The organism is Pseudomonas sp. ANT_H4 (assembly GCF_008369295.1).
Classification (GTDB): Bacteria; Pseudomonadota; Gammaproteobacteria; order Pseudomonadales; family Pseudomonadaceae; genus Aquipseudomonas.
Genome location: NZ_VOBG01000005.1, coordinates 183,932 through 205,694, shown reverse-complemented (window position 1 = coordinate 205,694; position 21,763 = coordinate 183,932). Strand labels below are relative to the sequence as shown.

Genomic DNA, 21,763 nt, shown 5'->3' with positions numbered 1-21,763 from the left:
GTCGGTCAGTTCCTGATGGCCCAAAATTTCAGTTCAAGCTCGGCGAATTCGCCGGACACGTGGAACGCGAAACCGCCGGAGCGTTCGAGTTGCGCCAAGTCTTCGGAGCTGAGTTCGAGAATGAAATAAGTTTTGTTGGAGTGGAACGCAATCTGCCGAGGGGCCACAGGCAACGGTTTGACCTTGATGCCTGGTAGATGCAGGTTGACCAGTTGACGGATACGCTCCACCGGGCCGACCTTGAGGTGCGCCGGCAAGCGATGGCGCAATTCTTCGGAGTCGCAGTTGGCACTCGCCGCCAGCACAAACGAGGCAGAACCTAGCAGGTTATGGTCGTGCAACGGCGAGACGATGATCCCGTATTGACGCGCTTGCAGCTCCAGCTCAATGGCGTGCTGTTCCAGCACCATCGACAATACCTGACGGATCGCGTCCATCAATTTACGGAAGCTTGCTCCCTGATCGCTGTGCTGATAACGGCTGTCCAAACGAGGCCGCTTACTTTCACTGGAGAAGGTCGCCAGATCGCCGAGCATGGTCAGCAGCGTTCGGTACAGCTCTTCCGGATGAACCTGTTCCAGGCTGAGGTAGTGACGCAGGAGTAGTTCGGTACGGTTGATCAGTTGAAGCATCATAAAGTCGCCGACTTCCGCGCCACCCACCTTGCCATTGGAACGGATCCGGTCAGCAATGGCGTCGCCGCGGTTGCCGAGCATGCTAATCACTTCCTTGAGGCAAGACAGCAGGTAGCTGGAGGCATGCGCCTGGATGTAGGTTGGTACGAATTCCGGGGCGAGGCTGATCACGCCGTCCGGCGTGGTATCGAGTACTTCGCAGATTTTCAGCTTCACGTACGCCTGATCGCTCTGCTGCTCGCCGAGCAATAGCTTGAAGTCCGGGCGGGCGCAACTGACCTGGCTGGCGGAGTCGTCGCCAGCGTTGGAGTCGGCTACTTCCGCTTCGTACGCGGTATAGCGCGCCAGCACGTCGGACTGCTCCGGCCGACGGGCTTCGACATGGTTGCCGGTGACCAACGGCAGAGCCAGATAGATTGGCGTGTTGCCGGTGTTCGGCGGCACGTCTAGGGCCAGCGGTTCAGTATTACCACCCAGTTCAAACAGGCTACCGTCCGGCAGAATCCCCGATGCCTGGCTGATCACCAGTTTGCCCATGTTAAGGAACTGCAAGTCGATGTCCAGGTTGAGGAAGCCCCAGATGTAGCTGCCCAGTAATTGGGTGCGGGTCTTCATCTGGTGGTCGTAGTAGCGATCGTTGTGCTGGAAGTGCTGCGGACGCAGCAACATGCCTTCCTGCCAAATGACTTTATGGGAGTTCATGGTCAGTCAGCCGCCTTGACTAGCAATTCATGGGTGTTGCGAATTCCGCTCTGGTCGAGGATCAGGTCGGCGTCGGTGACTTCCACCGGGGCGACTTGTAGGGTGTAGCGCCATTTGGTATCCGGCAGGTCGCGGTAGGCCGCGAGGACACCGACGTAGCGGCTACCCTCCTCGACGCTAAGCTTGAGTTCGACGGTTTCGCCCGGACGCAGCTCCAGCTCCTCGGTCGACACCATGTCCGGAACCAGGGACTCCTTGGCACGCTCGTACAGGCTGAAAAAGTCTGCGTTCTCGAACGCCGCCGGGTGCTTGAGTTCGAACAGGCGAACGACAATCGGCGACGGACGACCGTTGAGGTCCGGGTTCAACTGATCGCTGGCCGTCAGCTTCAGGTTGAGTTTGGTGACGTGGGAATATGGCGATAGCGTCGAGCAACCGGCCATCAGTGCCAAGGTGGTCAGCGCAGTCAGCACCTTAAAAAAATCAGTCGAGCGGCCAGACATGCGCATCATCCTTGGTGGTCGGTGTGGAGGGTGGAAATCAGGCGGATCTGTTCTTCGTAGGCCTGAGCAAAGTCGCGGGCCAGCAGGCGCTCGCTCCAATCATCATCCTGGCGCAAAGCCTGGTGATAGCGCCCATAAGCTCTCCAGCGACTGCCAGAGGTGGCCAGCAACGGCTTGTTGTCACGCTCGAAACGCAGGGTCAGTTGCTGTGGTGAGAAATGCTCCAGGGTGCTGCGAACCGCTGCACGACTGGCGGTCAGCAACGCGACCTGATGCGCCTGCAAATCACGGAACGTACGAGAGATCGCCTGCTCGGCCGGCAACTGGCCCAACTTGTTCGGCTGCAACAGAATGCCCAGCGCTTCACCGGCATCAACGGCGAATTTCAGAGGGTTTTTCTGCGTGCCTTGCACGGTGGTCTGAGCCAGGCGTAGTTCATTCTTCAACTCGCTGCGGGTGCGCAGGCTCTGCTGCAAACCGCCGACGCTTTGCTTGAGCAGGCGTGCGGCGTTGAGCGCGAGCGCTTCCTTGGCGTTGTGGTCGAGGCCTTTGAAGTCCACGCCCAGGGCAGCACCAAAGTGATCCCAGAAGCTTTCACTCTGACGCTCGACGGCTTTCGGCGCCGGGGCGGGCGCAGGTTCGGCCGGGGCATTGATCAGCTCCGGCACCATCAGGCTTTCCATGTCGATGCGCGCATAGTCGGCGCGCTGACGGGTGTCTTCCGGCGCCGTGCTTGGCGAGATCAGCTCGTCGATTTCCGAATACACACGTTCCTGCTGGTCTAGAGCATTCAGCGGGTCGAGGTCGAGGAACGCATCATCAGGAATGATACTGCCAGCGGCTTGCGGACGACCGACCTCCACATCGGAAGTCGCCAGGGCGTGAACTAGCCGTGCACGGATCTCGAAATCACCCAGCACGTATACGCTGCCGTGCTCGATACGTACCATATCGCCCTTGTGCAAGCGTGCGCCGCTGGCACTATTCTGGATTCCGTTGCTGCTGGTATCGGTCAGGAAAAACGTGCCTTCGCGGTAGCTGATCAACGCGTGATGGTTGGACAGGTGACGCTTGCGGTCCGGAATGATCCAGTCGCAATCTTCCCCCCGACCAATCACGCCGCCGGCCTGTTTGAAGGTCTTCTGGCACAACTGCGTAGGTACGAACTGCTTGGTGTTCAGCATTTCGAAAACCAGTTCCATGGTGATGCTCCTTGCGGTCACTTGCCGCGATTGACCGCCTGCGGATCGCCCAATGGGCGATAGGTGTTGTCGTTGTATTTGTAATTGCCGCTGCAGCCGCCGAGGCCACATAGAACGACAACTGTCAGCAGGACGGCTTGCCAGTGACGAATAGACATCAGAAGGTCTCCAGGGGCGGCACAAAGTGCCGGCCCTTACGGTTAAGGCTGTTAAAAGCGGGGGGATTGAAATCGAGCGTATTGGGCCTACCCATCGACATTTCCCACGTTGATGTTCAGGCGTCCGAGGCGGTAGAGGAATGTGCGCCGTGGTAGACCGAGCTCGCGAGCGGAGAGGGTTTGATTACCGTCGTTCTTACGCAGGCAATCGATCAGCAGGCTGCGCTCAATCTGCTCCAACCGTTCGCGCAAGTTCAGCCTTCCGACCTCAGGTATGGTGTCCATACGCAGGGAGAAGTGTTCTACCAGCAACTCGCCGCCTTCGCAGAGAAGCACCGCACGTTCGACCAAACCCTTGAGTTCACGCACGTTGCCGGGGAACGCGTAGCTGGCCAAAAGATCCAGCACTCCGTTGGACCAACTCACCTCATCGCGCTGCAAGAACGTACAGGCCTTGTCGGCGAAGTGCCGTGCCAAGTCGAGGATGTCGTCTTCGCGTTGACGCAAGGCCGGTAGTTCAATAGGAAACTGCGCGAGACGGTAGTACAAATCCTCGCGAAACTTCCCTTGGCTGACCAGCTCCGATAAGTCCCTATGTGTCGCGGCAATGATGCGCACGTCAATCTTGTGGGTATCGTTGGAGCCCAGCGGACGAACCTCGCCCTCTTGCAGCACCCGCAAAAGCTTGGCTTGCAGCGACAGCGGCATGTCACCGACCTCATCAAGCAATAAGGTCCCGCCGTTGGCTGCGTCGAACAGCCCGGATCGGTCACGGTCGGCTCCCGTGAAGGCGCCTTTGCGGTAACCGAACAGCTCGCTTTCCAGCAGGTTTTCCGGGACCGCCGCGCAGTTCTGCACGATAAACGCCTGGGAGCGACGCGGTCCGCATTCGTGGATAGCCCGGGCAACCACCTCCTTGCCAGTACCAGTTTCGCCACCCAGCAGCACGGTGTAGGGGCTGTGCAAGACTTTGCTGATCAGCGAATAGACCTGGCGCATCGCTGCGCTTTTACCCGTCAGGCCATAACCGCTGGCGCTCGGAGCGACGAGCGGTGCCGGCGATGCGCTGCCGCTCGGCCGTCGTAAACGCTGCAGCAAATGCAAATGGCCCAGCACGAACGAGCCAAGTCGACCAACCGAATCGGCGAAGCCTTGCAGTTCGATGTGCTGATGACTGGCACACAGCAATAACCCTTCCACAGATTTCTGCTGATTGACCAGCGGCACGCACAGCAGTGATTGCCATGGCCTCGCCTGGCTCGGCAGAAAACTGGTCTCGTGCAGACTGCCGCTCAATTCACCAATGAACACTACGCGGTTCTGGCACAGCGCAAATTGCAGCAGTTGCTCGCCGTTGTAGTCCGCTGGCAAGCTAGCCGTTTCACGGGGTTGCAGGTTGCCATTGAGGCACTCCGCATTCATCCCGAGGCAGGTATGGGTAGCGTCCAGCAGGTACAGTTGTGCCAACTCACAACCGCTGAGCTCGGTCAGACAGCGCACGAAGTCACCCAGCAGCGCAGTTCCATCCGTCGCTCGCGACAGACTGGCGAACTGCGCAAATAAGGCTTCGGCATAGAGCAGTGGTTGCGGTACTTGACTGAACATCACACCCACCTCAGGCAAACTCGCAGATCACGCTGGCGTTGCCGTCAAGCGTTGCGTGAACGCGCTTGAGGCTTTCGCCGGTGGCCATCGCGTCCAGCAAACGGTCAGCCACCAACGGCAGCACGTGCAGGTCCAGCAAATAGTCGATCAGGCGTGCGCCGCTGTCGCTTTGGGTGCAGCGTTCGGCCAGGTGATCGACAAGGTCCTGTGAGTAAGTGAAGTCGAGCTGACGACGGTTCAGGCGCTCGCCTAGACGATCGAGTTTGATTTCGATCAGCTCGCGTAGCACCGACCCACCGACCGGGTAGTAAGGCACCACACGCATCCGCGCCAACAGTGCCGGTTTGAAGTACTTGCTCAGCACCGGGCGAATGGTTTCTTCGAGAGTTTCAGCCGATGGCCGTGCGCCGTTTTCGCAGAGTTCGCTGATGTGGTCGCTGCCCAGGTTAGAGGTCATCAGAATCAGCGTGTTGCGAAAGTCGATCTCGCGCCCTTCGCCATCGTTAGCTACGCCCTTGTCAAAGATTTGGTAAAACAGGTTGAGCACGTCCGGGTCAGCCTTCTCGACTTCATCGAGCAGCACGACGGAATACGGTTTCTGTCGTACGGCTTCGGTGAGCATGCCGCCCTCGCCATAACCGACGTAGCCTGGCGGCGCACCGATCAGGCGCGAAACGGTATGCTTCTCCTGGAATTCGGACATGTTGATGGTGGTAATGAAGCGATCACCGCCGTACAACAAATCAGCGAGGGCCAATGCAGTTTCGGTCTTGCCGACGCCACTTGGGCCAACCAGCAGGAACACACCCACGGGTGCATCGGGCTTGTTCAGGCCGGCGGCGGTAGCGCGCATCGAGCGATCAAGCGTGTGAACGGCTTGTTCCTGACCACGAATGCGGGCACGTAGGTCAGCAGCGAAGCTGGCAACCTTGGCATTGTGCTCAAGGGCCAACTGCGCCAGGGGTACGCCGGTCCAGGCGCTGATCACTTCAGCCACAAGCCGCGGACAGACCTCGAAGCTCACCAGTCGCTCTTTGACTTGCAACTCGGTCAGCGCTTTGTGAGTTTCGTTGAGCGCGGCTTCCAGCGTTTCGACGCTTTGCGCTTCTTCTACCGGCAGGGTTTCGATTACGGTGCCTAAGACGGCTTCACGAGCCTTGGCCAGTTGTTGGCGCAGCTCCAACAGATGCTCAGCCAATTTTTTCTGTTCGGTCCAGAGGGTTTCCAGCGCGACCATTTCGGATTCAGCTTCTTCCAGGCGTTCTTCCAGCGCATCCAGCGCTTCGTGGTCGATCAGCAGACCGGCCTCGGCATCGCGGCGCAGGGCCTGACGTTGGCGGCCACCCTCTGCCAGCTCACCACGCAGCCGTTCCAGGCTTTCCGGAGCGGCAGCGAGGCTGATGCGCACACGGGCACAGGCGGTGTCCAGTACGTCGACAGCTTTATCTGGCAGTTGACGACCCGCCAGGTAACGAGCGGACAACTCGGCAGCGGCGACCACCGCGTCATCACGCAAATAGATACCGTGGCTCTTCTCGTAAACCTGAGCCAGGCCACGGAGGATGGTCACCGCCTCGCTGACGGTTGGCTCGTGCAATTGCACCGGCTGGAATCGACGGGCCAGCGCGGGGTCTTTCTCGAAGTACTTTTTGTACTCCGCCCAGGTAGTCGCAGCGATGGTGCGTAACTCTCCTCGGGCCAACGCTGGCTTAAGCAGGTTGGCGGCGTCGGAGCCACCGGCATTGCCGCCCGCGCCGATCAGGGTATGGGCTTCGTCGATGAACAGGATGATTGGCCTCGGCGACGCTTTGACTTCATCAATCACGCCTTTGAGGCGACGTTCGAATTCCCCTTTGACGCTAGCGCCGGCTTGCAACAGGCCCATGTCCAGAGACAGCAACTCGACGCCTTTCAACGCTTGCGGCACTTCACCAGCAGCAATACGCGAGGCCAGGCCTTCGACGATGGCCGTTTTACCGACGCCAGCTTCGCCGACAACAATCGGGTTGTTCTTGCGGCGCCGAGCAAGGATGTCAACCATCTGCCGGATCGCGCCGTCGCGGCACAACACCGGGTCGAGTTTGCCGTCGCGGGCCTGCTGGGTCAGGTTGTGGGTAAAGCGTTGCAGCAGGAATTCACTCGACACGTTCAATTTACCGGTGGCCGACGGCTCTTTCTGGGATAAAGCGAACTCTTTCAAGCGGTCGATATTCAATTTGGCCAGCAACAGATGGTAGCGACTGCCGGCGTAGCGCATCGGGTTACGTAGCAACGCGAGAATCAGTGCAGCCTGTTCGACCTGGGTCTGGCCCAGTTCAAGGTTGGCAACCAACAAGGCGTCTTGCAGCCACTGCACCAGTTCCGGGGCGAACACCGGGTTGCGCGAAGCGCTGTGCTCGACCCGTGATTGCAGTGCTGCACTGAGTTCACCAGCGTCTACTTCAGCATCCAGCAGCGCACGGGCAAGCAAGCCTTGCGAACGTTCCAACAAACCCAGCAGCAGGTCTTCGACGAGGATCTTGCTGCCGCCACGAGCCACACAGCGTTCGGCGGAACTTTCCAGGTCACGACGGGTTTCGGCATCCAGCGCCTGGATGAGTTGTTGCAGGTCTACGTTGATCATTTGTCATCTGTCCTTAATGAATTTTGCTGCCCAGAGTCACCACACCGTCCGCTTTTTCGCGGCCGAGCCAACTGGTCCACCCCAGGCGACAAGCGTTCTGCTCACCGATTCGCAGTTCGCGGATTTCTTCCTGGCGCAAGACCAGGCGAATGTCGTAATCGAGCGGGTCACGCAGGGTGAACCGCACCAGCGCACACAGCGGCTGGTAGCCGAAACCGATCGGCAGGAATTCGTGAAAGCGCAGCCAGTCGAGTTCGCGAATGTGAATCCGGAATTTGCCGCTGCGGTCGCGCACGTGTTCGCCCAACACTAGATCTTCACCTAGCATGCTGTTGGCGCGGCCCAGGCGATTGCGCTGCTCGTCGAGGATTTCCACGCTACGCTCGATGCACTGCTCGATGGTCAGCTCGGCGTGTTTGAAGTAGTAACGCAGCACCGCTTCGATCAGCGCCGCCGAGTGCGCCCGCAAGCTGAGTAGGCCGAGGTACGGCAGCAGGCGTTTCCAGTTCAGTTCCTGGGCCTTGCGAATCTCTTCGCCGCCCAGGCCAATCAGGGCAAAAAGCTGTGCGGAGAACGGGTCGAGGGCACCACTCTGGAAGCTCGCGCGGTAGCGGTACTTGCGCCAGATCGGCAGCATCAGCCGTTGCAGGCGATGGTGGAACAGGTCAAGGAAGTTACGGGTCGGGTTGCCGTCTTCGCTATCGCCCAGTGCCTGCTCGCCATAAAACGCCGGCAGCGGCGACCCGGAGCCCACCAGGCCAATCAGGTTGAAGCGCAGGCGCGCGCGCATCTGCCCGTGCTCATGGAAAAACTCCACACGATCAACGTCACTGCCCGGGAAGCCCAGGCTCGGGTTGGCCTGGAACTCCAGCTGGTCGTACAAATCGTCCTGGCTCAGGTACGGGTGCGCCTCGCGCAGCCGGTCAACCACCAGCAGCACGGCCTGAAACAGCGAGTACTCGCGTATACCTCGGGTCAGCGCGCTTAAAGAAGCGGCTGGAGGCCCATACGGGGTGTCCATTGGTACACCTCTCCCTGTGTGCTTTTTACCCGCAGTTCGTGAAACGAATTGAGACTGGCGTAAAGCGCGAAAAACTCGTTAAGAACAGAGGCGAACACGAACAGGTCGCCCTCGCCGATATACCCTTGCGGGTCGATGGTCAGTTCCGTGCGCAAACCACGTACCGGTAGCCCGCGATGCAGGCGGTCGACATGGTGATGCTTGATGGACTTGAGTCCACCCAACAGGCGCCTGCTGACCTTTTCTGCCTGCTGGTCGTAGTAACGCGGCAAGTCGTAGGTTTCGAGAATCACCTTCAAGGCGTTGACGTCAGCCAGTGACAGGTAGTTGAGCGACATATTGCTGATTAACTTCCACAGAAAGTCATGGGTCAGCGGCGGCGCGAAGCTCGACGTGGCCGGGGTGATATTACGAAAGCTGAGAAAATCCGGGGTCTCTTCGCAGGCTTGGTTGATGTCGCCGAGCTTGAGCTTGCGCGGTAGGTTCTGGTTGGTGCACATCAGCTCGATCGACAGGGTTTCGTGGGCTTCGGTGTGGCGGATGCCGAAGCTCAGGTAAGTGTCGAGGCCATCGTGCAGCGAGGAAGAACGCTGGCGAATGCTGTAGTGAGGACGGCTGTTGGGTACGTCGAAACTAGGATCGTGCTCGAAGGATTCGAACGGAACATACTCCTGATAACCAAGGCCACCAGGTTTCCAGCCAGTCACGGTTTCCACCGAGAACACACCGCAGTTTTCCAGGTCGTACTCGGCGGGTAGCAGCAGGTACTCGTCCTGCTTGCCGTCAAGACGGATCGGCAGTGCATCGTGAGTGAACAAATTAACGATGGGTGTACAGTGAAGCTTCACGTTGTCCAGGGTCGGACGCATGCGCAGGACTCCACTCTTGCGAATGTCGAAACGCAACTCCAGACCGCGCACCTGCGCGAGGATGTCTGCCGGCAAAGCCTTGAGTAGGTCCAGGCCGTTGATATCGACAAACAGGAATTTGTCCTGAAAGGCAAAATACTCTTGTAGGTAGCGGTAGCCACGGAAGGTGTTCAGCGGGTACGGGATCAACGCTTCTTCTTCAGCAAAACCCACCGGCTGCACGCGGTCGCCGGGCATTTTGAACGCCATTGGCGTGCCGTTGACGCCATTAATGGGGTTGCCGGCGCCGTCCAGCGGGATCAGCTCGATGCCTTCCAGGTTACGCAGCAGGCTCAGGTACAGCATCTGGCTGATGTAACGCTCGCCGGCAAAGTGCAGACGCAAGCGGCTCAACTCCAGCTCACCGAGGTGACCGTCGGCGCTCATCTCCAAACGCAGGCTCAACAGTGAGCCGTCGCCCTTCACCGAGTAGTTCAGCGCAGTTAGGTCCAACGGCAGGACTTCAGTCGGATAGCAGGTACGAAATCGGCAACGCACGTCATCAATCGGAACGCTTTCCACTGGTGTATCGCGTTCGACCATCAATGCCGGACCAGAACGTTTCAACGGATCGAACTGCAAAATGCTGAACGACGGCAGCGGCCGCATGTAGTTGGGCCACAGCAGTTGCATCAGAGAATGGCTGAGCTCCGGTAACTCGTCATCGAGTTTCTGGCGCAGACGCCCGGTCAGGAATGCAAAACCCTCCAGCAATCGCTCCACGTCTGGATCCCGTCCGGCTTGGCCGAGAAAAGGCGCCAACGCTGGGCTACGCTCGGCAAAGCGACGACCTAACTGACGAAGTGCAGTGAGTTCGCTTTGGTAGTAGTGGTTAAAGGACACGGGGCACCTGCCTGGTATTAGATCTCATGAAAAACCTGTCCTAAATGCCAGGCTGCCGAAGAAATCACCTACGGGCACACTGTCGAGATAGCCCTGCACTTCACCCATCTCGATGATTATTCGAGTCCTACCTTTTTGGACGTCAGGGCATACGAGACTCATTAGCTGACCTTGACTTGACCGCTGCCATCTAGGCACGCGGCGAAACTGACCTGGCGCTTGAAACCATCAACTTCCAGCAGGCCTTCGATGTTGAAGGACAGGCGAAGCTGATCGTGATCACGCGGCAGGGAGATGACACGCACATTGCTCAGGCGTGGCTCGTAGGCTTCGATGAAATTTTCGATGGCCAGACGGGCCTGACTCAGGGAGTCGTGCAGGCTCAGACGCATGTCATTGAGATCGGGTAGCCCGTAATCGGACAGCGTTTGCACGCTGCCCGCACGGGTGCTGAGCATCTTGGCCAGATGGGCAGCCACGGACGCCATGGCGCAGACCTCGCGGCTCCAGCCGACGCGTTTATCCGCGTCGCCACCTAGGCGTTCGAAAAAGCTGCCGTATCCAGTCATGAGTTAGGCTCCGCTTACTCTTTGTCCAACTTGCCAACCAGCGACAAGGTGAAATCGGCCCCCATGTACTTGAAGTGCGGGCGCACGTTCAGGCTGACGCGGTACCAGCCAGGCTCGCCTTCAACATCACTGACGATGATCTGGGCAGCGCGTAGTGGACGACGGCCACGGACTTCGGCGCTTGGGTTTTCCTGGTCGGCGACGTACTGGCGGATCCACTTGTTGAGTTCAAGCTCCAGGTCGGTACGTTCCTTCCACGAACCGAGTTGCTCGCGCTGCAGCACTTTCAGGTAATGGGCCAGGCGGTTGACGATCATCATGTACGGCAGTTGGGTGCCGAGCTTGTAGTTCAGCTCTGCAGCCTTGCCTTCTGCGCTGATGCCGAAGAATTTCGGCTTCTGCACCGAGCTCGCGGAGAAGAACGCCGCGTTGTCGCTGCCTTTGCGCATGGTCAGGGAGATGAAGCCTTCCTCAGCCAGTTCGTATTCACGGCGGTCGGAAACCAGAACCTCGGTAGGGATCTTGGTTTCGATTTCGCCCATGCTTTCGAAGTGATGCAAAGGCAGGTCTTCAACCGCGCCACCGCTCTGCGGACCAATGATGTTCGGGCACCAGCGGAATTTTGCGAAGCTGTCGGTCAGCTTGGTGCCGAACGCATAGGCGGTATTGCCCCACAGGTAGTGTTCGTGGCTGTTGGCGACAGTTTCTTTGTAGACGAACGATTTGACCGGGTTTTCTTCCGGGTCGTACGGATTACGCAGCAGGAAACGCGGCACAGTCAGGCCAATGTAACGGGAGTCTTCCGACTGGCGGAAACTCTGCCATTTGGCGAATTGTGGGCCTTCGAAGTGATCTTTTAGATCCTTCAGGTCCGGCAGACCGGTGAAGCTTTCCAGGCCGAAGAACTTCGGGCCGGCCGCAGCAATGAACGGCGCGTGAGACATACAGGCAACGCTGGACACGTACTGCATCAGCTTCACGTCCGGCGAGCTTGGGGACATGAAGTAGTTGGCGATAATTGCGCCAACCGGCTGACCACCGAACTGGCCGTATTCAGCGGTGTAGATGTGCTTGTACAGGCCAGACTGCATCACTTCCGGCGAATCGTCGAAATCGTCCAGCAGGTCTTCTTTGGAGACGTTGAGAATTTCGATCTTGATGTTTTCGCGGAAGTTAGTGCGATCAACCAGCAACTGCAGACCACGCCACGACGACTCCAGGGACTGGAAAGCTGGGTGGTGCAGGATTTCGTCCATCTGGCGGCTGAGCTTGGCATCGATCTCGGCGATCATGCGATCAACCATGGCCTTCTTAACCGGCTCACCATTATTCTGCGGCTTGAGCAGCTCCTCGATGAAGGCCGATACACCGCGCTTGGCAATGTCGTAGGCTTCGTCGTCCGGTGTCAGACGGGTTTCGGCGATGATGCTGTCAAGAATGCTGTATTCGCCGTTTTCTTTGCTCTTTTGCTGTGCTGCGCTAGTGCTCATTGTGTTGGCTTCCTTGGCTGATAGAGACTCAGGCGTCTTGCGCTGCGGCGTTCAACCCCAGCTCACCCAGTACGCGACCGCGGGATTCGTCGTCGGCGAGAACGCCTTCGATAGCTTTGCGGAACGCAGGTGCATTACCCAGCGGGCCTTTGAGGGCCACCAACGCGTCGCGCAATTCCATCAGTTTTTTCAGCTCAGGCACTTGCTCGACCAGCGAGGCCGGGTTGAAGTCCTTCATCGAGCTGACGCGCACTTTCACCGCCAGTTCTTCAGTGTCGCCTTCTTCCTGAAGACGGTTCGGTACGCTCAGTGTCAGCTCCAACGCTTGCTTGGCCAGCACTTCGTCGAAGGTCATTTTGTCGATACTGATCGGCTTGCGATCTTCGACTTTGCGTTCGTCTTTGCGGTGGGTGTAGTCACCGATTGCCAGCAGTTTCAGCGGCAGTTCAATCTCTTCCTGAGCACCGCCAGTGGAGGGTTTGAAGGTGACGTTGATGCGTTCTTTGGGGGCTACCGAGCCTTCTTTGGCCATGGCTTTTCTCCTTGCGGTTGTGGCCCTGGGGCCTATTCGAGTACCACTTCGAGATCGAGGTGGCACAACCTGCGATAAATCTCTTCTTTACGCTCTCGCACAGCATGGTTCTGCGGTAATAACTCGCAGCAGCTATGCAGCAAGTGCAGCACTTCGAGCACAAGATCGGGCTCCCAGGCTTGCAGACCTGAGTCGTATAATGTTTGGTCGAGAGTTTCGAGCTGAGTCTTGGCCAGTTCGTATTTCTTGGCTGCGAAGCACAGCCGGGCTAGGGCAAACTGCCAGAAAAAACGAACTCGTCCGCCGTGAGCGCTTTGCAGGCCCTGCTTGAGGATCTGCACGGCAGCCTTGAGACCGTCTTTGCGCAAGATCGGCAGGACTTCCTCCAGGGCCAACTCCCAGGCCAATTGGGTGTCGGTTGCTTCAACCTTGCGTGGTGCACTGGAGGTTTGCAGGTGCGGCGTGACGTTGGCACTGATCCAGGCGCGAGTGGCCGGATCTGCGAACGGGGTACCGTTGTGGAAGCGCAGTTCGATGATGCCGGGCAGGCGCTGAATAAATAACGCGAAGTGAATTTCCACTTCGCGCATCGCCATCTCAGCGTTCAGCCCTTGCAAGCATTCCCAGACCATTCGCTGGCCATCGAACCAGAATGGCGCCTTCGCCAAGCTCGCCTCCAGCTCCACGATCAGGTCTGCGTATTTGGCTTGATCATAGCGATTCTGATAGGTCTTCAGTTTGTCCTCCGGCAGACCGCGCAGCGATGTGATCTGCTCGGTGTTGCGCTCGGGAATAGCATCGATGGGCAGCCACAACAGCGTGCGATTGAGGCGTAGCGCACGCAAGTCGGTGGCTTTCTGCTTGAGCCACCAGGCGCATAATGGACGGGCGTTTTCTTGCTGAGCGCGCAAGGCCTTGTGGGCCTCTTTCTCGTTGTCGATCGGCTCGCCAGGGGCAAACAATTGCGTAGCAACCTGCTTAACCTGCGCAACCGCAGTACCCACCATGCCAGGTTCTGGCTGGTTATCAGCGGCGCGCTGGACCATGTTTTTCAGGCGGCGGGAGATCGGCAGTAGCAGTGGCGCGTCATCGCCGAGGTGTTCAGTGCAGACGGTATCGAGACCTTCCAGGCGCTCCACCATCCGGCGGAACATAGGCAGTTGCTCTTTGATCGCGATATTTTCGTTCAGCACCTGCTCAAGACGCGGCACCAACCAACTGAGGGCAGCTGCGCGGGTGCGAGCCTTGCTCGGGTGAATCTCAGCCCAATGGTTCTCACACAGATGCTGCAGAAGTCCGAGGCCAGCCAACAGCCCCGGGAAGGATTCGCGCTGGTACAGGCCCCAAGTCAACCAAGCACCAACTCGTAAATCCTTGGACTGGGTGCCGAGCAGGCTTTCGCTGTTTTCGCAGATTTTCAGCCAGTCAATCTGACCACTTTCGTGCATGGATTGGGCCTTACCCAGCTCGCTTTCCAATGTTTCATACTCGCTCGAAAAACGAACGTCCTCGCCCGTAAAAGCCTCTTTGGAAATAGAGGTTTTCGCGAGGTCAAGATAATGAGCAGAAAGTTTGCTGGAGTAGGACATCCATGACCTTTAATTAAAATTACCACGCCACAGCCATTGGAGTTGCAATGGCGTTAGATAGCAAAAGAATGATGAAGCCTTTAAATCTTTCATTGCATGTGCGCTTTCATGTACGCGCAGCGCAATCATCGGAAATCATATTTCAAGGAATTTTATTTATAAAAGTCAACACCATCGCACTAATGCTTAAGCACTTGCCTGCCTAGCCTAAACAATTGAAATACAGCTACATCCCTCCCTAGCGCGCCCCTTATTTTTACGATCCTATCTGACGACTTGAGAGCTTCCCGAAAATAAATATGATGGACGCACCATACACGCATCGCGATAGATAAAGATGTAGGACTATTCTTAAAGTGCACGAGGAAAATTCCTACAAGCCTAATGCTTTCTGGATGCTGCAACTACCGCGCGACATTACATCGCCGTCATGCGCCAAAAGTTGCACGCTAAATTGTGGACAACACTGTGGATAGATCTCTGCAGAGCATATATTTCATTATGTACAGACAAGTGCGCAAGAAGTTGCACAGCACTGCGCAACTTATTGCGCACTTTTATTGATGATTCCTATGTAAGTAATGAGTTAAATCTACGACTTTTCAGTCATGATATTGATAGATAAGGACTTTAATTTCGCTGGCATAAATTTTGATGGTAGTTTGTCGCCTGCAACGCAAATATGCCTGTGGGCTCCTATATTTTCAGCACGGAGAGCATCCATGGCTACGCCAGCGTATATGTCCATCACGGGTACCAAGCAAGGTCTGATCACCGCCGGTGCCTTCACCGCTGACTCGGTCGGCAACACCTACCAGGAAGGTCATGAAGACCAGGTCATGGTTCAGGGCTTCAGCCACGAAGTGATCATTCCTCGCGATCCGCAATCGGGCCAACCGACCGGCCAACGCGTTCACAAGCCTGTCAAAATCACCAAGGTGTTCGACAAGTCCTCACCACTGCTGCTGGCTGCGCTGACTTCCGGCGAGCGCCTGATCGAGATTACCATCCAGTGGTATCGCACCTCGGCAGCGGGTACTCAAGAGCACTACTTCACCACCAAACTCGAAGACGCGATCATCGTCGACATCAAGGACTACATGCATAACTGCCAGGACCCGTCGAACTCGCACTTCACGCACCTGGAAGACGTTGAGTTCACCTACCGCAAAATCACCTGGACCCACGAAGTGTCCGGCACCTCCGGCTCTGATGACTGGCGCACCCCTGTCGCAGGCTGAAACTGACTAGCTGTTTCGCGGCATCGACCGTTTCTAACGGTTGATGCCGTTTATTACGTTTAAGGTGGGCGTCGCGTTTTGCCTCCTCTCTCAGCTAAGGATAAGCGTATGTTCGCGGCGGCCAATGCTGCACACTTCACGTTACTGATTCCCTCTGTTCGCAACGAGTTCAAGGTGCTGGCCTTTAAGGGTACCGAAGCCATCAGCAGCTTGTATGCGATCCAGGTTGAACTGGTCAGCGAGTCCCCTGATTTCGATCTGGAGAGCCTGCTCAGCCAGCCGGCTTTTCTCCAGTTTGGCCTGAATGGGGAAGGTATTCATGGGCGTATCGAAGATGTTTTTGTGGGTGAAACGGGTAAGCGTCTGACCCGCTATCACCTGACCTTGGTGCCTGCTCTGCACTATTTGCAGTTCAGCCACAACCAACGGATCTTCCAGCACCTAACGGTGCCACAAATCATCGCCCAGGTACTCAACGGACATGGCATCCAGGCCGATGCGTATACCTTCCATGTCAGCACCAGTCCAGAGCGCGAATACTGTACCGAGTACGGGGAAAGCGACTTCGAGTTCATCCAGAGGCTGTGCAGTGAAGATGGAATTTCGTGGCACCACCAGCACAGCCAGGATGGCCATCAGTTGGTGTTCACTGACGATCAGACCTATTTCCCCAAGCTGGGGGGCACACCGTATCAGCAAGGCTCCGGCCTGGCCGCGGATCACCCAGTCGTCAGCCAGTTCTCCATGCGTTTCAGCACCCGCACCAGCACGGCGACGCGTCGGGGCTATGATTTAAAACGGCCCAGTTCGTTGTTGGAAAGCCAATTCACTGCCGAGTTCACTCCGGCTCTCGAAGACTACCGTTACCCGGTGCTGATCGAGAATGAAAAGCGCGGCAAACAGATTGCCCGGCAGGCCCTGGAGCGGCACCGTACCGACTACCAGTTGGCCGAGGGTAAAAGCGACCAGCCGATCCTGCGCAGTGGCCACTTCTTCGACCTGACCGAACATCCGCGTCAGCAGTGCAACGCGTTGTGGCTGCTGCTGAGTGTGACGCACTCAGGGAAGCAACCTCAGTCACTGGAGGAAGCAATCACCAGCGATGCAAACCCTGAAGATGGCTTTACCCAAGGTTACCGCAATACCTTCAGTGCGATTCCCTGGGACGTGTTCTACCGTCCACCTTTGGTTGCGCGTAATACAGTGCTGGTTAGCCAGACCGCCCGAGTCACCGGCCCAGCAGGGGAAGAAATCTTTTGCGATGAATACGGGCGGGTTAAGGTCGAGTTCCATTGGGACCGCGCCGAACTGGGCAGCGACAAGAGCAGTTGCTGGCTGCGGGTATCATCCAGCTGGGCGGGGGAAGGTTTCGGTTCGGTGACCATACCGCGCATCGGCATGGAAGTTGTGGTGACCTACCTGGAAGGTAATCCCGACAATCCGTTAATTACCGGTTGCGTGCCTAACAAGGTCATGCCTGTGCCGTACGCCTTGCCTGCGAACAAAACCAAAACGGTCCTGCGTAGCCATAGCTCGCCGCACAGTGGTGGTTACAACGAATTGTCGATTGAAGACCGCGCTGGGCGGGAGCTGATCTACCTGCGTGCTCAGCGTGACATCGAACAGGTGATCCTCAACGACAGCGACACCAAGATCGGTAACGACCGCAGCGAGCAAATTACTCGCAACAGTCACAGCCTGATCAGTAATGATCGCTTTGAGCAAGTGGACAACAACAGTTCCAGCTTGATCAAGGGTGACGAACTGCACACCACCCAAGGTCTGCGTAACACGGTGATCGGTGGTAACGAACTGATCAGCATCACCGGTAATAGCAGCACTACGGCAGACGGTACGCTGGTGATTCAGGCCGGTACACAAGCCCATGTTTCCGCCGCCAACGTGGTGATCAATGCCGGAATGAGCTTGACGCTCCAGGCAGGTGGTCAACACATCCTCATCACCGCAGGCGGAATTTTCAGCAGCGTGCCCATCGTCCAGGGAGGTGCGCCCGTAGCAGGTGTTCCTTCGCTTCAAGCCGCACAGGCGCTGGTCAGCGCACCACAGGCGATTATCGCTAATCCGCTGTCCATCTTGACCGCCGCCAAGCAGCAAGCGGCGGACTACTGCCCGCTCTGCGAGGCCTGTCGTGATGGCCTATGCAGCATTGGAGAGAGTGCATGAATACCCTTGAACAATGGCTACAGGAGCAAACCAAGCAGGGACGACACCTTTACTTGGTACTGGACTCTGATGGCCAACTCGACGAACGCAATGCGTTGGTCAGCGAACTTGGAGTAGACCAGTACCGCAACTTGTATATTGGTACACCGGCTGACTCATTGGCGAACGTTGCACCCTACCTATTTCACTTAGACGCGGCAGAACATCCGGTCCTTCAGGCCCTGCTCAATACTCCAGACCGTCACTGGGGTTGGCTTGCGAGCGCTGCACGCTCCGACCTCGATGCGTTGACCGCCCATTGGCAGAACCGTCTGGTGATGGGTGAGCGCCCGAACCAAGCGCTTTATCGCTTTCACGATAACCGCGTACTTGGGCGTGCACTGGCCTATCTGCAACCCGAGCAGCGTGCGGACTACCTCGGCCTTATGACCAGCGTATGTTACTGGCAGGCTGAGCAGTGGACTGTCATCGACAATCCCAATCCCGGTGTTCATTCCCTGCCGACAGACCCCGCCTGGTGCCATACCCCTACGCCAGAAGCCACATTCAAGAGCATACAGTTCGACAATACGCGCCGTTACCTGGTCCGCGAATACACCGATAAGTTGCTCGATCTGGCCCAACAGCAAGACATTGATACCTGGCTACGCGGCCAGCTCGACCTAGCGCACACCTGGGGCTGGCAGGAACCCGACAGCATTCATTTTTTGCTGACACAAAGTTTGCTCGCGCCGGACTACGCGCCACCAAAAACCTGGCTACCCCAGCCAAACGAAACCCCGGCGATGCACTTTGACCGGGTTTATCAGGAAACGCTGTATTGGCAGGGAGATGCCCCCGTATGAAACGCGTCATTCACAGTTTAATTCTCGGCAGTTGCCTCGCCCTGACCGTCGGCTGCTCAGCCGTTGGAAAGTCCAACACCTTTACCTTTACCGCCGACTTGCCACCGGGATTTGCCTACGTCGCGTCCGTGGCCTACGTGCCCGTTCCTGGTCAATCCTGCAACCTGGGTAAGCGTGACAACCTAAAGTCACAGTTCAACCGTGAGTGGCGAACTGAATACAAGCCTGATGCGCAGATTGAAATACACCGGACCCGCAAAGGCTGCGAGTTGATGCTGCACAGCATTGAGCTCGATATCAACGCGGCCTACGGGAAAGACCGAGGCGACTTCAGCCGTGACTCCGGGTTTGTCGCAGTAAGGGATTATCTCGACTCTCACGAGAAGGGCACCTTCAATGCTGCTGGCGAAAGTCAGTTTTCCGGGCAGTGTCAGTGGTTTTTTCGCACGATTGGCCCTCAGCGTTACATCACCAAAATCCTCTACTGCAAAAGCACCGACGCCCAGGGCAATGTCACCAAAGGTCGTCCGTTTGCCGCGTACACCCTCGATCAGTTGCCGGGCAAAACCGTGAAGCTGAAGATCAAGCTGGCTGATGAGGAAAAGCCCGCTATCGGCGACACTTGGGTCAAGGTACCCGGTGGCTGGAAGCGTTGTATGGGCGACAATTTTGAAGACCAATATGCCTTTTGCTATGGCAATTACAAAGACTTCAGCACTTTCAAAATGGTGGATGAACGCGTCTGCACCATTTATCCCGGCTGCACCGAAAACAAGGAGGTTACTCCATGAGCGTTGTTCCCCTGAAAGACGGTGACAAACCGTCCTTTGACGGCCGTATTCATACCTGCCCGTTACGTGGGCACTCGACCAGTTTTCAATTGGTGGATGAACAGGGTGATGGCAAACCCTATGCCGGTTTGGCCTACGAGGTCACCGATTACGAAAATGCCAGCTACACCGGCAAACTGGATGCGTCCGGCTCCGGCAAGGTGGATAACCATTATTGCGGCCCGGTGGTGCTCAAACTTAATCAGCCATACCAGGGAAGCGAAAAGGCTTATACGTTTTTGCGAGAACGACCACACTACCCGCTGCCCATCACCGAGCTGCAAGTGCGTGCCGAAAAAACCCGTTTTTTCAATAAGTCTGGCTCCCGCACAGATGCCAATCCGGCACAGAGCGAGGCGAATACCTTTTACCAGGTTGAAGTGCGTGAACTGGTGGACCATATGGCGCATCTGCCACCTATAGTGGAGCGTCGTTTTCCACCCAACACCCATGTATTTTCGTTATTTCGGCCGGAGTCGCAGGCAAAAAACTCTAAGGTCCAGCAGACCGGCTTTTTAGATGGCGGGAAGAACGTTGTCATCACGCCAAACGACTTGGCCATAGCGGAGCTGGGATTTGCACCGCCTGCACGCACACCACGAGGCGTCGCCCTAATGCCGAACCGGCACACCGTGCTGGAGGTGCGCCCACTGCGCGCCCTGCGCCCAATGCTGTCGCCTAGCAATGATTTCTGCGCGCTCAACCTCTACCAACTGGCGCTGATGTCGACCCTGAGTTACAGCGACTTTGCTCAGCAACCCCGTTTCCATCCGGTAGAAACTGACAGTGTGAGCTTTCCCTTACAGCCGAGCATCGGTAATTGGTTTGCTGACGCTCTTCCAAAATTTGAAGAGCTTTGGCAGGTCGACGCGGCGCAGGCTGGGGGGAAAGCCTATTACCCGTTGTATGAGGAGGTGCCGTACTCCAAGCGCCTGGAGGTGGTCCCCTTCGACCCAGAACTGTACTCGGAAGTTAATAGCCCAAGCCTGGGTAAAAAACAGGAAAATCCGGCCAGAATTCACTCTTTTGATGACAGCGCAACTGACGAAGGTACCGATACGCAAGCCTTCATCACTCACCACGATACGCTGATTTTGATCTCTATACGGGGCACCGCCGGTGGGGCTGATGCGCTGCGCGACATGGATGCCAATCAAGTGCCCTTTGGAAAATGGCCTGGCAAGGTGCATAGCGGATTTTATGACGCGGCCAAGGTGGCCTATGACTTTATAGTCCTTTACCTGGAAAAGTTTTACAGCGGACAAAAGCTGGTCATCACTGGGCACAGTCTGGGCGGGGCGATTGCCTTGATAGTGTCTGAAATGCTACGACGTGATAAACGGTATGCAGCAGACATTGTGCTTTACACCTACGGTGCCCCACGGGCCGGTGACAAAGTTTTCGCTGAGGGGGCTAAGCCCCTGATTCACCACCGCATAGTCAACCACAACGACCCGGTGCCAAGCGTTCCATCGACATGGATGAATACGTCCACCAAGCGGGAGTACATCGCACAGGGTGTCGTGACGGTGCTGAACCCAGCTGTCGGGGTGTCATGGTTTGTGTTGGGCATGATAAACATCCTCGGCGAGCCCTACACTCACCACGGCAAACTGCGACACTTTATGCCGGTCTACTTTAAAACAGGCGTGAAGTCCTCAATCCTCTGGAAGCCAGGTTGCAGCACCATCAACGATCACGGTTGTGCGGTAGCGCTGAAGGCAACTGACGGCCTGCCTGATCGCGGCTCATTCCTGAGACAAGTAATTGATAATGCCGACCACAAAATGGTCGTCAGCTACATTCCAAACTGTTGGGCTAGCCTGCGCCGCTGGCAGGATGCTCAGACGTCCAATTGCTCATTGGTTACTGACGATGAGTTTAAACAGGTGGATGAGGCATTAAAGAATGCCAAGCGGCAATTACTCACCTTGGAGAGCCGTCTGGCTGCAAGCTCTGAAAAATTTAAAGATACGAAAACGGCGGAGAAGGCCGCTCTTCAACAAGAATTCGACAACATCGAAACTACGCGGACGCGACTGGGAAAATTACGGGCTGACCGTATCAGTGAGGCCGATGTGTATGGTTTGTTCGCGGGACTGCCCGAACTGATTGAGGACGATTTGCCTCGTTGGAAAGCTCATGCGCAGAACAGAAGGCAGGAGCAGTTGGCAATGGCCCCGCCAGCAGCCGACGATGATGAGCGGGCGATAGCAGCCATTACGGGAGGGCACACTGTGGGAGCCCCCTACCTTTTGGATATTGATTCGATTGCCTAACGTT

The 21,763-nt window shown here is 57.0% G+C and carries 17 protein-coding genes; 5 read left to right on the top strand and 12 right to left on the bottom strand.

All coding sequences use genetic code 11. The annotated features are described in order from the left end of the window. Positions 1 to 5 precede the first annotated feature (5 nt). From tssK to tssA, 12 genes are all read right to left on the bottom strand, one after another. Positions 6 to 1,337, bottom strand: a complete 1,332-nt coding sequence (gene tssK, locus FQ182_RS08830; protein WP_149412629.1) for a type VI secretion system baseplate subunit TssK — start codon at positions 1,335 to 1,337, stop codon at positions 6 to 8. 2 nt (positions 1,338 to 1,339) lie between these two features. Further along, a complete protein-coding gene (tssJ, locus tag FQ182_RS08825; RefSeq protein WP_149412630.1) occupies positions 1,340 to 1,840 on the bottom strand; it encodes a type VI secretion system lipoprotein TssJ in 501 nt (166 codons plus the stop codon). Positions 1,841 to 1,845: 5 nt separating this feature from the next. Continuing rightward, positions 1,846 to 3,042 carry a type VI secretion system-associated FHA domain protein TagH gene (tagH, locus tag FQ182_RS08820; protein ID WP_149412631.1) on the bottom strand — a complete coding sequence of 399 codons (1,197 nt, stop codon included), beginning with the start codon at positions 3,040 to 3,042 and terminating at the stop codon, positions 1,846 to 1,848. 17 nt (positions 3,043 to 3,059) lie between these two features. Further along, positions 3,060 to 3,200, bottom strand: a complete 141-nt coding sequence (locus FQ182_RS08815; protein ID WP_149412632.1) for a type VI secretion protein — start codon at positions 3,198 to 3,200, stop codon at positions 3,060 to 3,062. An 87-nt stretch (positions 3,201 to 3,287) separates the two neighbouring features. Further along, positions 3,288 to 4,805 carry a sigma-54-dependent Fis family transcriptional regulator gene (locus FQ182_RS08810; protein ID WP_149412633.1) on the bottom strand — a complete coding sequence of 506 codons (1,518 nt, stop codon included), beginning with the start codon at positions 4,803 to 4,805 and terminating at the stop codon, positions 3,288 to 3,290. A 10-nt stretch (positions 4,806 to 4,815) separates the two neighbouring features. Beyond that, complete coding sequence (gene tssH / locus FQ182_RS08805; protein WP_149412634.1) at positions 4,816 to 7,428, bottom strand: type VI secretion system ATPase TssH; 2,613 nt, start codon at positions 7,426 to 7,428, stop codon at positions 4,816 to 4,818. Between the two features lie 13 nt (positions 7,429 to 7,441). Beyond that, positions 7,442 to 8,449 (bottom strand): type VI secretion system baseplate subunit TssG, encoded by a 1,008-nt coding sequence (tssG, locus tag FQ182_RS08800; RefSeq protein WP_149412635.1) that lies wholly within the window; start codon positions 8,447 to 8,449, stop codon positions 7,442 to 7,444. Continuing rightward, positions 8,413 to 10,200 carry a type VI secretion system baseplate subunit TssF gene (gene tssF, locus FQ182_RS08795; protein WP_149412636.1) on the bottom strand — a complete coding sequence of 596 codons (1,788 nt, stop codon included), beginning with the start codon at positions 10,198 to 10,200 and terminating at the stop codon, positions 8,413 to 8,415. Before tssF ends, tssG begins: the two co-directional genes overlap by 37 nt. Before the next feature lie 161 nt (positions 10,201 to 10,361). Next, positions 10,362 to 10,769 (bottom strand): type VI secretion system baseplate subunit TssE, encoded by a 408-nt coding sequence (gene tssE / locus FQ182_RS08790; RefSeq protein ID WP_149412637.1) that lies wholly within the window; start codon positions 10,767 to 10,769, stop codon positions 10,362 to 10,364. Positions 10,770 to 10,783: 14 nt separating this feature from the next. Next, on the bottom strand, positions 10,784 to 12,259 hold the full coding sequence (gene tssC / locus FQ182_RS08785; protein WP_149412638.1) for a type VI secretion system contractile sheath large subunit: 1,476 nt from the start codon (positions 12,257 to 12,259) through the stop codon (positions 10,784 to 10,786). A 28-nt stretch (positions 12,260 to 12,287) separates the two neighbouring features. Continuing rightward, entirely contained in the window at positions 12,288 to 12,791 is a 504-nt protein-coding gene (tssB, locus tag FQ182_RS08780; protein WP_149412639.1) for a type VI secretion system contractile sheath small subunit, read from the bottom strand. Positions 12,792 to 12,823: 32 nt separating this feature from the next. Next, positions 12,824 to 14,380, bottom strand: a complete 1,557-nt coding sequence (gene tssA / locus FQ182_RS08775) for a type VI secretion system protein TssA (RefSeq protein WP_149412640.1) — start codon at positions 14,378 to 14,380, stop codon at positions 12,824 to 12,826. A gap of 722 nt (positions 14,381 to 15,102) precedes the next feature. On the opposite strand from tssA, the gene FQ182_RS08770 reads away from it, so the two are divergent. The 5 genes from FQ182_RS08770 (at position 15,103) to FQ182_RS08750 (ending at position 21,759) form a co-directional block, all read left to right on the top strand. Further along, positions 15,103 to 15,621 carry an Hcp family type VI secretion system effector gene (locus FQ182_RS08770; RefSeq protein ID WP_149412641.1) on the top strand — a complete coding sequence of 173 codons (519 nt, stop codon included), beginning with the start codon at positions 15,103 to 15,105 and terminating at the stop codon, positions 15,619 to 15,621. A gap of 108 nt (positions 15,622 to 15,729) precedes the next feature. Then, the gene (locus tag FQ182_RS08765) at positions 15,730 to 17,805 is read left to right on the top strand and encodes a type VI secretion system tip protein VgrG (protein ID WP_149412642.1); all 2,076 of its coding nucleotides are present in this window, start codon (positions 15,730 to 15,732) and stop codon (positions 17,803 to 17,805) included. After that, positions 17,802 to 18,650 carry a DUF4123 domain-containing protein gene (locus tag FQ182_RS08760; protein WP_149412643.1) on the top strand — a complete coding sequence of 283 codons (849 nt, stop codon included), beginning with the start codon at positions 17,802 to 17,804 and terminating at the stop codon, positions 18,648 to 18,650. The genes FQ182_RS08765 and FQ182_RS08760 overlap by 4 nt, the downstream gene beginning before the upstream one ends. Further along, on the top strand, positions 18,647 to 19,441 hold the full coding sequence (locus FQ182_RS08755) for a hypothetical protein (RefSeq protein ID WP_149412644.1): 795 nt from the start codon (positions 18,647 to 18,649) through the stop codon (positions 19,439 to 19,441). Before FQ182_RS08760 ends, FQ182_RS08755 begins: the two co-directional genes overlap by 4 nt. Further along, complete coding sequence (locus FQ182_RS08750) at positions 19,438 to 21,759, top strand: lipase family protein (protein WP_149412645.1); 2,322 nt, start codon at positions 19,438 to 19,440, stop codon at positions 21,757 to 21,759. The genes FQ182_RS08755 and FQ182_RS08750 overlap by 4 nt, the downstream gene beginning before the upstream one ends. The last annotated feature ends 4 nt before the right edge of the window (positions 21,760 to 21,763 follow it).

Excerpts from the sequence above, each read along its gene's own strand:
- tssK (WP_149412629.1), bottom strand. The coding sequence starts at position 1,337 with ATGAACTCCCATAAAGTCATTTGGCAGGAAGGCATGTTGCTGCGTCCG.
- tssJ (WP_149412630.1), bottom strand. The coding sequence starts at position 1,840 with ATGTCTGGCCGCTCGACTGATTTTTTTAAGGTGCTGACTGCGCTGACC.
- tagH (WP_149412631.1), bottom strand. The coding sequence starts at position 3,042 with ATGGAACTGGTTTTCGAAATGCTGAACACCAAGCAGTTCGTACCTACG.
- FQ182_RS08815 (WP_149412632.1), bottom strand. The coding sequence starts at position 3,200 with ATGTCTATTCGTCACTGGCAAGCCGTCCTGCTGACAGTTGTCGTTCTA.
- FQ182_RS08810 (WP_149412633.1), bottom strand. The coding sequence starts at position 4,805 with ATGTTCAGTCAAGTACCGCAACCACTGCTCTATGCCGAAGCCTTATTT.
- tssH (WP_149412634.1), bottom strand. The coding sequence starts at position 7,428 with ATGATCAACGTAGACCTGCAACAACTCATCCAGGCGCTGGATGCCGAA.
- tssG (WP_149412635.1), bottom strand. The coding sequence starts at position 8,449 with ATGGACACCCCGTATGGGCCTCCAGCCGCTTCTTTAAGCGCGCTGACC.
- tssE (WP_149412637.1), bottom strand. The coding sequence starts at position 10,769 with ATGACTGGATACGGCAGCTTTTTCGAACGCCTAGGTGGCGACGCGGAT.
- tssC (WP_149412638.1), bottom strand. The coding sequence starts at position 12,259 with ATGAGCACTAGCGCAGCACAGCAAAAGAGCAAAGAAAACGGCGAATAC.
- tssB (WP_149412639.1), bottom strand. The coding sequence starts at position 12,791 with ATGGCCAAAGAAGGCTCGGTAGCCCCCAAAGAACGCATCAACGTCACC.
- tssA (WP_149412640.1), bottom strand. The coding sequence starts at position 14,380 with ATGTCCTACTCCAGCAAACTTTCTGCTCATTATCTTGACCTCGCGAAA.
- FQ182_RS08770 (WP_149412641.1), top strand. The coding sequence starts at position 15,103 with ATGGCTACGCCAGCGTATATGTCCATCACGGGTACCAAGCAAGGTCTG.
- FQ182_RS08765 (WP_149412642.1), top strand. The coding sequence starts at position 15,730 with ATGTTCGCGGCGGCCAATGCTGCACACTTCACGTTACTGATTCCCTCT.
- FQ182_RS08760 (WP_149412643.1), top strand. The coding sequence starts at position 17,802 with ATGAATACCCTTGAACAATGGCTACAGGAGCAAACCAAGCAGGGACGA.
- FQ182_RS08755 (WP_149412644.1), top strand. The coding sequence starts at position 18,647 with ATGAAACGCGTCATTCACAGTTTAATTCTCGGCAGTTGCCTCGCCCTG.
- FQ182_RS08750 (WP_149412645.1), top strand. The coding sequence starts at position 19,438 with ATGAGCGTTGTTCCCCTGAAAGACGGTGACAAACCGTCCTTTGACGGC.